This window comes from Lysobacter avium (genome assembly GCF_015209745.1).
Classification (GTDB): Bacteria; Pseudomonadota; Gammaproteobacteria; order Xanthomonadales; family Xanthomonadaceae; genus Novilysobacter; species Novilysobacter avium.
The window spans coordinates 52,423-65,748 of record NZ_CP063657.1 but is presented as its reverse complement, the minus strand read 5'-3'; the positions used below and the strand labels follow the sequence as shown (position 1 = coordinate 65,748).

The 13,326-nt window shown below is 64.8% G+C and carries 10 protein-coding genes and 1 pseudogene; 5 read left to right on the top strand and 6 right to left on the bottom strand.

Annotated features, from left to right (window positions below; translation table 11 throughout):
- Positions 1-21: 21 nt before the first annotated feature.
- The 5 genes from INQ42_RS00305 to INQ42_RS00285 form a co-directional block, all read right to left on the bottom strand.
- Positions 22-555, bottom strand: coding sequence for a riboflavin biosynthesis protein RibA (locus tag INQ42_RS00305; protein WP_194034661.1), 534 nt, complete (start codon positions 553-555; stop codon positions 22-24).
- A gap of 69 nt (positions 556-624) precedes the next feature.
- Positions 625-1,356: a murein L,D-transpeptidase catalytic domain family protein gene (locus INQ42_RS00300; protein WP_194035667.1), complete on the bottom strand. Its 732-nt coding sequence runs from the start codon at positions 1,354-1,356 to the stop codon at positions 625-627.
- 225 nt (positions 1,357-1,581) lie between these two features.
- Positions 1,582-2,739 (bottom strand): L,D-transpeptidase, encoded by a 1,158-nt coding sequence (locus tag INQ42_RS00295; protein WP_194034660.1) that lies wholly within the window; start codon positions 2,737-2,739, stop codon positions 1,582-1,584.
- 34 nt (positions 2,740-2,773) lie between these two features.
- Positions 2,774-3,421, bottom strand: a complete 648-nt coding sequence (locus INQ42_RS00290) for a DUF938 domain-containing protein (protein ID WP_194034659.1) — start codon at positions 3,419-3,421, stop codon at positions 2,774-2,776.
- A gap of 62 nt (positions 3,422-3,483) precedes the next feature.
- Positions 3,484-4,719, bottom strand: coding sequence for an MFS transporter (locus INQ42_RS00285; protein WP_194034658.1), 1,236 nt, complete (start codon positions 4,717-4,719; stop codon positions 3,484-3,486).
- Positions 4,720-4,894: 175 nt separating this feature from the next.
- Between INQ42_RS00285 and INQ42_RS00280 the strand changes: the two genes are divergently transcribed.
- On the top strand, positions 4,895-5,413 hold the full coding sequence (locus INQ42_RS00280; protein ID WP_194034657.1) for a hypothetical protein: 519 nt from the start codon (positions 4,895-4,897) through the stop codon (positions 5,411-5,413).
- Between the two features lie 231 nt (positions 5,414-5,644).
- On the top strand, positions 5,645-7,609 hold the full coding sequence (locus INQ42_RS00275) for an N-acetylmuramoyl-L-alanine amidase (protein WP_228064386.1): 1,965 nt from the start codon (positions 5,645-5,647) through the stop codon (positions 7,607-7,609).
- Positions 7,610-7,701: 92 nt separating this feature from the next.
- On the opposite strand, the pseudogene INQ42_RS00270 reads toward INQ42_RS00275, so the two are convergent.
- A pseudogene (locus tag INQ42_RS00270) lies at positions 7,702-8,636 on the bottom strand (AI-2E family transporter).
- Between the two features lie 302 nt (positions 8,637-8,938).
- Between INQ42_RS00270 and INQ42_RS00265 the strand changes: the two are divergent.
- The 3 genes from INQ42_RS00265 to INQ42_RS00255 are packed head-to-tail and all read left to right on the top strand — an operon-like array spanning position 8,939 to position 13,213.
- Positions 8,939-11,659, top strand: coding sequence for a type VI secretion system Vgr family protein (locus INQ42_RS00265; protein WP_228064385.1), 2,721 nt, complete (start codon positions 8,939-8,941; stop codon positions 11,657-11,659).
- On the top strand, positions 11,656-12,657 hold the full coding sequence (locus INQ42_RS00260) for a hypothetical protein (RefSeq protein ID WP_194034656.1): 1,002 nt from the start codon (positions 11,656-11,658) through the stop codon (positions 12,655-12,657). The genes INQ42_RS00265 and INQ42_RS00260 overlap by 4 nt, the downstream gene beginning before the upstream one ends.
- A complete protein-coding gene (locus INQ42_RS00255) occupies positions 12,632-13,213 on the top strand; it encodes a hypothetical protein (protein WP_194034655.1) in 582 nt (193 codons plus the stop codon). The genes INQ42_RS00260 and INQ42_RS00255 overlap by 26 nt, the downstream gene beginning before the upstream one ends.
- Positions 13,214-13,326: the final 113 nt, after the last annotated feature.

Here is a 13,326-nt window from a genome sequence, read left to right as displayed (position 1 = left end):
CCCGAGGACGTCGGGACTGTGTCACAGGCTGCCAGCCACGTCGCCGGATTCGGTGCGCAGCGCGTCCGAGAGCTGTCCGCGCTGGGAGTGATCGGTCGGACTGGCGACAATCACGAAGCGGCCGCTGTCCAGCGCCTCGCGTACCTTCATCACCACATGGTCCTGATCCGGTCGCAGGGTGATCAGGCCGCCGGCAAACAGGCCGAACACCGCGCCGAAAAACACCAGCACCCCGGCGACTGCCAATGGCGAGGACGTCACCGCGGTGATGTGCATGCCGCGGAGGATGGCGAAGATGACAAGCCCGGCGATGATCCCGAGGATCGCAAAGGTGATGTGCGCCTTGATGGCGGTCTGGCGGATGCCGCGGCTTTCCGGCTCAATCTTGCGCCCCGGGTGGGGGTCCTCCGGCGAGATGACCTGCAGTTGCGCGCCATCGAGGTTGAATTGCTGACGCAGTCGCGCCGCGACGTCCTCGGCCTGCTCGCGGGAGTCGAACACCGCTGCCAGCTTGCTCAGCGACTTCTCACCAAATACCGGGCCGTCGGTTTTCATCCTGCCACTCCATGAACGTCAATGCGTCCATCGTGGCTCTCGCCCGGTCGAAGGGCGGTGAACCCCGGATCAGAGCGTTGCCGAGGCCGCCTGGCTGCCGGCGGCCGCGCTGGCCACCGCATCGCCGCTCGAGGCCTCGTTGCGCGCGTCCGCCAGGATCTGGCGGGCAGTGCGGCCACCGCAGCCGAAGTAGCGCGAGCCTTTCAACCACGGATCGTCGGGGTAGTAGGCAAATACCAGCTGATCGTTCTTGATGGTATCGATGACTTCGCGCGCGACCTGCGGGCGCAGCGCGGGGCACCCGTAACTGCGTCCCAGGCGGCCCTGCCGCTGGGCCTGTTCGGGATTCACGTACGGTGCGCCATGAATGACGATCAGACGGTCACGGGCGTTGTCGTTCACGCCTGGCTCCAGACCGTCCATGCGCAGGGAGTAGCCGTTGCCCCCCACGTAGGTCTCGGCGGTCCGGAACAGGCCAAGGCTGGTCTGGTGGCTGCCATCCACGTTGCTGAATCGGTTGGACATGTTTTCGCCGCTGCCCTGCCCGTGGGCCACGTGCTCGGCATACAGCAGTCCCGGTTGCTCGACGTCGAACACCCACATGCGCTTCTGGGTGGAGGGCAGCGAGTAGTCGATCACCGCCAGCCGGTTGCCGGCGGCGGTACCGCTGTCCAGCGCGCACGAGCGCGCTTCCAGAGCGAGTGCCAACACGCCCGGATCCATCTCCGGAGCGGCTGCGTGCAGGCGTTCCAGCAGGCGCGAAGCCGACGCCGGCCCGGCTGCTGCTTCCGGCTTGGCCATCAACGCCTCAAGCCGGGGCGAGGCCGAAGGATGCGGGGCGGAGGCAGGCGCGTGCGCGGCAAGCGCGGGGCTGGCGACCACGGGGCGCGAGCCGGCTGAACACACGGCGACGGCTGCGGCGCAGGCCAGCAGGAAAGAGGCAGGGAGGCGAGGCATGGGTGGCAGGATACGGGGCGGGAGCCGATCGCGCCTGAATAGCGGGTGATGATCCCGGCTGGGGTTTGCTCACTTTCCCTTGGGCGGTGGCGCAGTCGGGTCTTCGTCGGCGCGGATCACGGTGAGGTCGGCAGGGGTGGTACCGCGGATGGACTCGCCGGTCACCACGACCGTGGCTCCCGGTTCCAGGGCGTTGTAGATGTTGGCGGCAAACGCCGGGGGAACCTGCAGGCCGCCATCGCCCAGGCGCGTCGCCACACCGGGCGCATCGGGCGTTTCATCGCCGCCGATGCTGGCCACTTCCAGCCAGCGCAGCGCCGACCGGTCCGCGACCACGGTGCTGGCCGTCGGCTCCTCGCCGTCCAGCATCACGTACACGTGGGTGCCGGGAATCTGCGTATCCCGGGTCGTCACGCTCGCGCGGCCGATCTCGACCCCGTTGCGCATCGCCACCAGTTGCTGGTCGGCCACGCTCAGTACGAGCGTGAGTGCACCGTCGGGTGCGCGCTCGGGATTCCAGCTGTACTCGCCCGGACCGATATCGCCGAACTCGATGCGCTGGCCGCGGACCTCGCCGGTGCCGGCGTCCACCGGTGCGAACCAACCAGGTGACGAGACCGCGGGCGAGTGCGAGGACTCGTTGGCCACCACCACCGTCATGCCGTTGGCAGTGACGCCGTAGAGTTTCTGCGAGAAGTCGAACGGCAGTCGCACACAGCCATGGGACGCCGGATAACCGGGCAGGCTGCCCGCGTGCAGGGCGATCCCATCCCAGGTCAGCCGTTGCATGTAGGGCATCGGCGCGTTGTTGTAGAGGTTGGAGTAATGCTCCTTGCGCTTCTGCAGGATCGAGAAGACCCCGGTCGGGGTCTCGTGGCCCGCCTTGCCGGTGCTCACGGTGGACACGCCGATACGAACGCCGTTGCGGTAGACGTGCAGCAATTGCTCGGGAAGGCTGATCACCAGCACGACCGGGCCGGACGGCGCCATTTCCGGCATCCAGAGGTATTCACCGGCCTCCAGGCGCACTGTCGAGGTAGGCAGCGCAGGAACGACTTCGGCGTCGACCTCAGCGCCAGCAGACACCGCTTCCTGGGCCATCGCGCCGCCGGCGATGGCCAGGCCCAGTGCGAGCGCGGCCGCTTGCAGGGGCACGCGGCCCCAGCCGGTTTGCCTCAGGCCGCGGCCGGAGATCGGGGCCGGGCCGCGCGGGATGACTGGTTTCACGACGGGTGCCTGCAAGCGTTCGGAGATCGCACCATTATCCGCGCTCCCAGATGACGCAGCGGTTGTTGGCCGGCATCGCCGCGTCATCCACAAGGTGCATGCCGATGGACCGGGCCAGTGAATCGACTGCCTCGAAATCGCGGATGCCAGAGGCCGGGTCACGCGCCTTCAGCCATCCGTCGAACTCGCGGTTGCTGTCGCTGGTGTAGTCGCCGGCGTAGTTGAAGGGTCCATATACGACCAACGTCGCCTTCGGCGTCAGCGCGCCGTCCAGTCCGCTGAAAAACTGCTGCACCTGCGGCCAGCCCATGATGTGCAGGGTGTTGGCGCTGAAGGCCGCGTCAAAGCCGGCCGCGTCGCTGCCCACGTCGCTGCCCACGTCGCTACTCACGTCCCAGGGGGCGTCGTCGACGTCGAGCGGACGCGGTTGCGGCGTGTTGGCCAGCCCGGCGTCGTCCAGCCACTGGCGGATGCCCGGGAGGTATTCGCCGCGGTCGGTGCATTGCCACGTCAACCAGGGCATCGCGGCGGCGAAGTGCACGGCATGCTGGCCGGTGCCGCTGCCAATCTCCAGCACGCGTTGCCGGTTGGCGAACGCCTTGCGCAGCACTTCCAGAATCGGGCCGCGGTTGCGCTCGGAGGCGGGTGAGAACGGCTTTTCGGGCAATGACTTGTCGGACATGGCTGCGGACTGGCATCGGTGGGGAGCGCCCCATGATGGACGATCCCGCGAGTCGCCACTGCTCAGCGCTGGGCCTGGTCCGCCAGCAACACGCCCCCGCTGCGGTTGTCGTCCCGGCGCGCCCAGAGATAGATCAACAGGCCGGCCACGGCTGTCGCGGCACCGACGTAACCGGTGGAGGTCCAACCCAGTCCGGCAGTAATCGCCAGCCCGCCCAGCCACGGACCGAGTGCGTTGGCGGCGTTGAAGGCGGCATGGTTGGACGCCGCGGCGAGGGTCTGGGCCTCGCCGGCGACGTCCATCAACCGTGTCTGCAGGGCCGGGCCCAGTGCGCCCATGGTCCCGATCGCCAGCACCGCCGGGAGGATGGTCCACAGCGAGTGGGCGGCGAGCGGGAACACCACCAGCACCAGCGCCGACCAGATCAGGATCACCGCAGTGGCGCGGAACTGCATGCGGTCCACCAGCCAACCGCCGGCCAGGTTGCCGATCACCGAACCCACGCCGAACACCGCCAGGGCGACCGGTATCCAGCCGTCGCTGACGCCGGTGACATGGGTCAAGGTGGCGGTGAGGTAACTGAAAACGCAGAACATACCCGCAAACCCGATGGCGCCGATCAGCAGGGTCAGCCATACCTGCGAGGTGTTGAAAGCGCGCAGCTCGCGCAGCGGAGACTGGTCGGGATCGACCGGAACGCTGCGCAGGTGCCGGGCGATCATCGCCACCGTGATCACCGCGACCAGGGCTACCAGGGCGAATGTGTAACGCCAGCTCAGCACCTGGCCCATCCAGGTAGCGAGCGGATTGCCGAGCAGGATTGCGATCGACAGTCCCAGCATTACCTGGCTCACCGCGGCTCCACGTCGCGCCGGACCGGCGATATCGGCCGCCACCAGCATCGCGACCCCGAAATACGCCCCATGCGGCAGGCCGGCGATGAAGCGGAACGCCAGCATCGTGGCGTAGGTGGGTGCAAGCGCGGTGGCCAGGTTGCCCAGCGCGTAGAACGCCATGAACGCCAGCAACAGGGTGCGCCGCGGCAGCCGCGCACCGAGGATGGCAAGCACTGGCGCCCCCACCACCACGCCGAGCGCATAGGCGCTGATCATGTGGCCGACCTGTGGCTCGCTGACGCCAAAGGCCTGCACCAGGTTGGGCATCAGACCCATCATCGCGAACTCACTGGTGCCTATGGCAAAGCCGCCCAGCGCCAGTGCGAACACGATCACGGCGTAGCGGCTCTCACCTGCGGGGCGTTGTGGAACGGCCGAAATACGAGGGGCCACGGCGAGCATCCATCGGAAACAACCCTGCATTGTCCGCCTCGGCGACCGCGTCAGGCTTGACCGCACCCAAACGGACCATCTTCCGCGCTGCCACAGTCATGACCGCGGTCGGCTGCGACGCCGCTCGCTGCGCAGCGTCCAGCGCGTGGCAGAGCCTGGCGCGCGACTCGGGCATGATCCCCGGATGGACCTGGCCATTCCTCCACACACGCTGCTGCTGCCCATCGATCCGGGACTGTGGCCGCCGCCGTCGGGTCCGGTCCGCGTGGATGACACCGTCTATGCGCCAAAGCGCGAGCTGCATGTCACCCTCATCGGCTCGCGCCTGGGATCCGAGCTCAATGCGACATTCGAGACGGCCTTCCTGCAAGAGGAGATAACCCGGGCGATGGCAGCGCGGGAGTGGCGGTTCGAGCGCACGGGGCGGCTTGTCGAACTCGCGTACCCGTCTTGCACCGCAGGCATCACGAACTGCCAGGCGCCCTCTCGCCGGTCGGTCATCGAGTTGATCGACCTGCCCGCCATGCGCGGGTTCCACCAGACGTTGGGCGCCCTGCTGGGGCGCCAGCTGCCAGTGCCGCCCCCTCACGTGACGCTTTACACGGCTCACGATCCGGGCGGGATCGGGCTGGCCAGTCCGTTGCAACTGCGCACACGCCGGTTGCGCGCGCTGCGTCCTGAAGCGATGCAGCCCCCCGGGTAGCTCGGCCCGATCCCGGCAAAGGCTCAACCCATACGGTTTATTCGCGCAGGGTATGGTTGCGGTGCGGCAAAAGCAGGGGAGCAAGCAAAGGGTTTCCCCTAACGTTGCAGCGGATTCCGACCACCTGAACGCGACACACTGCCCGAATCCGAAAATTGCTGAACCCTGGCTTAGTGACTCGCGCGATAACGCGGTGGCAGGGGACGCACACCACACGGAGTTCAGGGAATCATGAGGGGATATTCACGGATTTTGCTGTCGGTCGCGATCAGCGGCCTTCTTGCCTCGACCGCTTTCGCCGGGGAGTCCACCGCGTTGCCGGAGGAGGCCGCGCTGGTCGAACAGCTGAACGTCGAGGAAGCCGCGCTGCGACCACAGCGGCTGGCATTCCAGCGCTACTTCAAGGAAGCCTACGCCCGCTACCCGGCGGTGCCGGTAGGCACCCTGGAGTCGATCGCGTACGTGCAGAGCCGCTGGCTGAACATCCAGCCCGACGCGAACGAATCGCAGACCGAAGCGCACCATCACATGCCCGCCGCCTACGGCGTGATGGGCCTGTATGCCGGCCAGGGCTTCGCCGACCAGGTAACCGCTGGCGCCCAGCTGCTCGGCGTCTCGCCTGCGCTGGTGCGTACCGACGCCCGCACCAACGTACTCGCGGCCGCGGCGCTGCTGGACGCGGAGATCCGCAAGGATCACCCCGCGGCCGACTCGCGTTCGCGGCTCAAGCGCGGTGGCAACACGCCCTCGCCTGAAGAGATCCGCCCGGCCCTGATGCGCTACGCGGGCTTCTCGGCATCCCCGGTGGAAGCGGCGCGCGCCAGCGCGGTAGGTGATTACGCGCGAACCAGCTTTGCCTACGACGTGCTGTTGGCGCAGGACCGGGGCGTCAACGATCGCGGCATCGTGGTGCCGGAGCGCGCGATCGAATGGGAGCGCGCATTCGACATGGACCAGCTGATCACGCAGCGCGCGCCGATGGTGCGCCTGGACGTAGCCAATGACCGCATCGAGACCGCCGACTTCGAGATCGACCCGATCAGCGAGACGCTTCGGGCCAAGTCGGCTGACGGCCGGCCCACCGTCAAGGGCACGTCTGGCTCGGGCCCGGATGCGGGCATCCAGAGCACCGACTACGGCCCGGCGATCTGGAATGCCGCGCATTCCTCCAACTACAACGCGTCGCGCTCCGCGGCGGTCAGCGCGGTGGCGATCCATACTGCACAGGGCAGCTACGCGGGCACCATTTCCTGGTTCAAGAACTCCAGCTCGAACGTCAGTGCGCACTACGTTATCCGCAGCTCCGACGGCCAGGTCACCCAGATGGTCCGCAACGCACATACCGCCTGGCACCTGCGCAACCAGAACAGCTTCGCCCTGGGTATCGAGCACGAGGGTTACGTCAACAACAGCTCCTGGTATACCAACGCGATGTACAACGCCTCCGCCGGCGTGGTCCGCAGCTTCTGCGCCAAATACAGCAGCATCCCCTGCAGCAGTGCCTACAAGGGCGCCCCCAGCAGCGGCATCAACGTGTTGCCCACCAGCGTCAAGATCAAGGGCCACCAGCACTACAGCGGCCAGACCCACACCGATCCGGGCATCAACTGGAACTGGAGCAAGTACTACGGCCTGTTGAATCCAGGCAGCGGTGGCGGCGGCACGGTCAAGTACCTGGACCGCTTCGAAAGCAGTGTCGGCCACTTCAACACCAGCCCTGCCTACTCCGGTAGCACCACCGGCATCTCCAGCGCCTCCACGGCGACACGTGACTGCAGCACGCGCAAGAACGGCTCCTGCTCGCTGCGTGTCCTGCTCAAGGACAACAAGTCGAGTTCGGCCAACTGGGCGGTACGCCTGCTTTCGGGCAGCGGCAATCCAGGCAGCAACACGGCGCTGACGCGCGCCAACGGCACCGTCGGGTTCTGGGTCTGGTCCGGCGGTACCGGCACCAGCGTGGGCGTGGGTATCGATGACAGCGACGGCACCGAGCGCTCCACCAGCAAGTCGGTTCCGGCCAACAAGTGGACGTACGTGTCGTGGTCGCTGCCCACCTCGTCGAACTGGAATGCCTGGGTCGGCGGCAACGGTGCGATCAGCGCGAGCACAGTGAAGATGGATGCAATCTGGCTGTACCACGCCAACACGGCGTACGACGTCAATGTCTACATCGATGACGTGCAGATAAAGAACTAAAGCGCTGCAGCAAGGGCGAACGCCCGCCGGCCTCTCTCCCGGCGGGCGTTTTTCCTCCACGCATCCAGCGGTGCCGAACCCATCCGGGATGACTATCCATCACCGGGGATATGGGTGTCGGTCTCCAGCGCTTCGCGCACATAGAGGCGCTTGACCAGCACAAAGATCACAACCGTCAACGGCGCGGCCAGCACCACGCCGGGCAGGCCGAAAAGCGCGCCGATCGCAAACAGCGAAATCAACAGCAGCGCCGGCGGCAGATCCACCACCCGCTGCTGGATCAAGGGCTGCAGCACGTGGCTTTCCAGTTGCTGGATGACGATGAACAGCGCCAGCGCACCGAATCCGACCTGGGGGCTGACCGTGAAACCCAGCAGGACCGCAGGGATGGCCGCCAGCACCGGCCCCGCGATCGGGACGAAATCCAGCAACGCGGTGATGATGCCCAGTCCCAGTGCGACGGGCACGCCCAACATCCACAGCCCCAGGCCGGTCAACACCCCACCACCACCATCGCCAACACCTGGCCCATCAGCCAGGACTTCAGCGCATGCCCGCTGGCGTCCAGCGCATCACCCACCAGCGCCCGGCGGTCGGCCGGGAACAGTTTCAGCAGCCCTACGCGATACAGGTCGGGCTGGGCCGCCAGATAGATCCCGCCGGCCACCATCAATACCAGTTGGGTCAGGTTCCCCGAGGCCGACATCGCCAGTGCGCCCAGCCTGGAGGCGAGGTTGCCGGCATCCGACTGCGTCTGCTCGCTGAATTGTTGCACCGTTGGCCCCAGAGGACTGGCAGCGAGCCACGACTGGAACTGCTCCCATGCCTGCGGCAGCGATGCCTTCAACGACTCCATCTCGCCTGCCAACTGGGCGCCGAACAACCACATCAGCAGCGAGAAGATAATCACCAGCAACAGCAGCACCACCGTCAGCGCCGCTCCTTGCGACAGGGGCGTGTGGCGGACGGTCTTGGCGACCAGTGCGTGCAACATCACTGCCACCACCACCGCGCCAAACACCACCATGACCAGGCTCGACAATCGCCAGAGCACCACTGCCACACCGACGAGCGCCAGCGCTATCACCACGCGCGCGACGTAGGCGCGGATGTCTGAAGTCCCCTGCATGAAATCCTCGAAACACTGGATGGGTGGGAAAACCGTAGTTGAGCCGGCGCGGCGGAACTGTGAGGGAGCGCGGTCCGCTGCGATCCCATCCCCGGGCGGTGGTGCTAATCTGAGCCCCTGATCCGGATGGACCTCGAAGCGCCCGCAACACCACCCGCAGGATCAGCGGGGCGCCCCACATCAGGAAGTGGAAGAAACCTATGGATATGGATATCCAGTCTGTCGCCCGTGCGCTGTCGAGGGTCTCGCAGGACGAGCGCCTGATCGAACTCTCCACCGCGCTGCCCGACGCGCTGGTGGTCGAGCGCTTCGAAGGCCGCGAGGCGGTCTGCGACGATTTCCGTTTCACCGTGGACTGCCTGTCCACCGACGCCTTTCTTGATGCGCGAGCCCTGCTCGGCCAGCCGATGTCGTTGCGGTTGCGTCTGGCCAATGGCGGCCTGCGTCACTGGCACGGCCACTGCACCCGGGTGTTGCCCTTGGGCAGCGACGGCGGACTGGCCCGCTACCGGTTGGTGATGGAGCCATGGACCGCGTTTTTGAAGCTGCGCCGCAACGCACTGGTGTTCCAGGACCTGGACGCACTCGGCGTGCTGGAGCGCGTGCTGGACGACTACCCGCAAGCCGCGTTGCGCGTGGACGCCACCCAGGCGCTGCCGACCTACCCGATCACCACCCAGTACCGCGAGAGCGACCACGCCTTTGTGTTCCGCCTGCTCGCCGATGCCGGACTGGCGTGGCGCTTCGAGCATGCCCAAGACAGCGAGGGCGGGGTCACCCTGGTGGTGTTCGACCGCGACGCGGCGGTGCCGGAGGCGATGGAACCCACCCTGCGCTTCCACCGCAGCGATGCGACCGAGGCCAGTGATGCGATCCAACGGTTCAGCGAGCAGCGCCAGACGACCGCCAGCATCGTTGGCACCGCCAGTTGGCAGCCCGCACAGGTTGAGGCAGTGGCGACCGTCGCCACCGGTGCACCGGCCGGCCCGAACGCTCCGTCACTGGAGTCGTTCTCGGCTCCGCGCAGCGGTCGATTTGCCTCTCGCAGCGATGCCGATCAACACGCGTCACTGCAACTTGACGCGTTGCGCCTGCCGCAGCGCGTGCATCACGGCGCCGGCAGCGTGCGCAGCATGGCAGCAGGCTTTGGCTTCATCCTGACCCAGCACCCTGACCTGTCCGGGCAGGCGTTCCTGCCGCTGGTGATCGAGCACCGCGCCGCGAACAACCTGGACAGCGGTGTCGTCGAACTGCTGGGCCACGCCGGCGATATCGAGCGCGGCAACTACCGCAACCGGTTTCTCGCCGTTACCTCGGGAACCCCGGTGGTGCCGGTCGCCCGCTACAAACCGTCGGCTCCGGGGCTGCAGACCGCGATGGTGGTCGGCCTTCCCGAATCGGCCGTTACCTCCACCCGAGACCATCAGGTGCGGATCCAGTTCCCCTGGCAACGCGGCACCGCGCCCAACACCGGCGGCCTGACCGACACAGGTTCCCACGCCAATCCAGATGGCCACGCCCCCGGCGATGACACCAGCGGCACCTGGGTGCGCGTGGCCGAGTGGATGGCCGGACCCAACTGGGGCAGCCACGCCCTGCCCCGCGTCGGCAGCGAGGTTCTGGTCGAGTTCCTACACGGCGACATCGACCAGCCAGTCATCACCGGCCAGCTCTACAACGGCAACGTCGCCCCGCCCTTCGCCCTGGCCGATGCCAGCAACCACCCCGGCACCCTCAGCGGCCTGCACACGCAGAGCCTGGACGGCAGTGATACCCAGCAATGGGTGATGGATGACGCTCCCGGCCAGCTGCGCCAGCGCCTGCACACCAGCCTGGCCGACAGCCGACTGGAGCTGGGGTACCTGATCGACCACGACAACGCCCGCCGCAGCGGGGTGCGTGGATCGGGCTTCGATCTGGCGACGCTGGGCTGGGCCAACGTGCGCGCCGGCCAGGGCATGCTGCTCTCGACGACCGGCCGGCCGGACGGTGTATCGACGCAGATGGACGTGACGGAGGCCGTCGCCCAGCTCAAAGGCGCGCAACGCACCGCGCAGGCGCTGGATGACGCGGTCGGCATCGCGCAGGTCGCGCCGCTGCGCGCCAACGAACGCCAGACCGACCTCCTCGGCTCGGTCGATCCCGAGCAGGACGGCCATTACAGCGGCGCCGTAAACGGCCAAGCCGCGACCAAGCCCGCAGGTGGTCAGCGTGACGGCGGCGATCCTGTCGAGCGGCTGGCCACGCCGCTGATGTTCGTGGAAGGCCCGGATGCGATCGCCCTTGCAACACCCAAAAGTGCACTGGCGTATGCCGGCGGCAACCTGCACCTGACCACCCAGCAGGACGCCCACATCGCCGCAGGCCAGACCTTTGCGGGGGTGGCCGGCGGCCAACTGGCCCTGTTCGCCCAGCGCGGCCCGATCAAGGCGATCGCCGCTGACGGGCCGGTCAGCCTGCAGGCCCACACGGGGAAACTGGAGGTACTGGCGGACCAGTCGGTCACCATCACCGCCAGTGATGAGCGCATCGACGTGCTCGCCAAGGAGAAGATTATTCTGCAGGCCGGTCAGACGCGGATCACGCTGGAGGGTGGCGATATCACGTTCGCGTGCCCAGGGGAGTTTCGAGTTAAGGCGGGGCAGGTGCCGTTTGCGGGTGGGGCGAAGGCGGAAAATACTATTCCGGCACTCCCGATTAGCTTGGCCCAGATGTTCAGCGAGCAGTTCCGCGTCGTCAACGACGACGGAAATACCCCGCTAGTCGGAGCTCATTATCGGATCGACGGACAGGACGGACAATATTGGGAAGGCGTAACGGACAGCGACGGCCTTACCGAGAGAGTATACACGCGAAGCGTCACAGGATTGACGCTAAGCATTATTGCGCCATCGAACGATAAGGACATCACCATCCGATGAATAAAATCAGGACACCGTCCACGCGGACCGCGCCGCAATCAGCCGCTACAAATTCGCAGCCCAACTCGCTCGTGAAGGTGATAGTTACGACAGATAAAGGAAAGTGGATTTCGCCGACCGCTCAGAAGGTCTATTTTATAAGTGAAGACGCTGTATTCCCAACGATTCAATTTGAGATCGAGACAGATGCGGCGGCACCTTATAAATGGTCATGGCAACTCACTTGGGAAGCCAGACAGCGTACCCGTGAAACAGGTGCGAGAAAAGAAAAAACAATTCGAACGCTTTCAGAAAGTGGAAAGCATGCTTCAGAGGATAAAAAATGGATCGCCAACCTCGGAGAAAAGGTGGTGGGTGGAAAGCTAACAGTAAAGGTTGACGCCGGCACTCAAAGCTTCGAACGGTCAGTTCACATAAGAGGAAAAAACCCTGGAGCGGAACGGGTCCTGAGCTATTTGCAGGAAATATCCAATGTGGCTGGCTTTGATAAAATAATCGACAAAGAAAGCTCCTTCAAAAACTTCATTGAGGCGGATGGCGAGCCTCTACTTTCATTTGATGGAGGATATGGGCTCACGCAGATGACCAACCCCGTTCCAGACTTCGAACAAATATGGAACTGGAAGGAAAATATCAAAGGCGGCTGCGCCTTGTATCAAGAAAAACAAAGGGCTGCCAAGAGCTTCTTGGGAAAGAACTCGCGATCCTATACGACTAAACAGTTAGAGTTGGAAACTTGGTCGCGTTGGAACGGGGGTGCGTATCATCGGTGGAACGAAGCGACAGGAAAATGGGAGCGTAACGAAGATATCCTCTGTGACTCTAGAACCGGCAATATAGGTTGGGATATTACACATACGGAGAACGAAGGTAAAACAGCAGCAGAGCTGCGCACTCGGGATAAGGCCACGTATGCAAACCCCAAGAGAGACAAGGCAGCGGCTAACAAGTGGAAATATACCGGCATATGCTATGCAGATCACCTCGATGAAGACTAGAATCCTGTCGATTGCATTACTCTGTGCAGGATGCGTCCAACATCCTCAACTGCCGCACTATATATTTCACCTGCCAGCCGGGACGGAAATTAACATCTCCTATGACAAGAACCCTTCGCTGCACGAGCATTCACGGATAAACGAAAATATCCTTTACGCCGACAAGGAACTTATCAGTTATCTGGCAGAAGCCGAAGAGGCATTCTCACTGACTGACGAGTTCCGCACACGTGACGGATTGCACGCGTTTTCAGCGATCGTTCGGATGAGTTCTGATGCCGACAATCCGGAAGGGCGATGCGGTGCTGGATATGAAGATTATCTACTGCTGATCGGGATCGACGGCAAAACCGCGACTCTTGTGGACCACATACTTTTGCAGAGCTGTCTAAGCGACATCTCATTGGTTTCGGACAGTGGCGACCATCCTAAGCACGCTGTTAATCTCCTGCCGGCTCCGTATATCGCGGAATTTAAATCTACAGCGCCTCCTGATTTCAACATAGTCCTGCATAAGGTAAAGGTTTCTGACAGCAACCGCATAGTCATAGAATAGTGGCGGCATTGAGCCGGCCGAGGTCAGGGTGGTCCTGCAGGACGCGGGATCGTCCTATGTGCTGGAGGACCACGCACTGGTGAGAGTAGGAAGTGGCCCACCTTTCGGCGGCG

What these genes read in the sequence shown, in the direction of transcription:
- INQ42_RS00260 (WP_194034656.1), top strand. Translation starts at nt 11,656, where the DNA reads ATGAATAAAATCAGGACACCGTCCACGCGGACCGCGCCGCAATCAGCC.
- INQ42_RS00285 (WP_194034658.1), bottom strand. Translation starts at nt 4,719, where the DNA reads ATGCTCGCCGTGGCCCCTCGTATTTCGGCCGTTCCACAACGCCCCGCA.
- INQ42_RS00290 (WP_194034659.1), bottom strand. Translation starts at nt 3,421, where the DNA reads ATGTCCGACAAGTCATTGCCCGAAAAGCCGTTCTCACCCGCCTCCGAG.
- INQ42_RS00280 (WP_194034657.1), top strand. Translation starts at nt 4,895, where the DNA reads ATGGACCTGGCCATTCCTCCACACACGCTGCTGCTGCCCATCGATCCG.
- INQ42_RS00275 (WP_228064386.1), top strand. Translation starts at nt 5,645, where the DNA reads ATGAGGGGATATTCACGGATTTTGCTGTCGGTCGCGATCAGCGGCCTT.
- INQ42_RS00255 (WP_194034655.1), top strand. Translation starts at nt 12,632, where the DNA reads ATGCAGATCACCTCGATGAAGACTAGAATCCTGTCGATTGCATTACTC.
- INQ42_RS00300 (WP_194035667.1), bottom strand. Translation starts at nt 1,356, where the DNA reads ATGGCCAAGCCGGAAGCAGCAGCCGGGCCGGCGTCGGCTTCGCGCCTG.
- INQ42_RS00305 (WP_194034661.1), bottom strand. Translation starts at nt 555, where the DNA reads ATGAAAACCGACGGCCCGGTATTTGGTGAGAAGTCGCTGAGCAAGCTG.
- INQ42_RS00265 (WP_228064385.1), top strand. Translation starts at nt 8,939, where the DNA reads ATGGATATGGATATCCAGTCTGTCGCCCGTGCGCTGTCGAGGGTCTCG.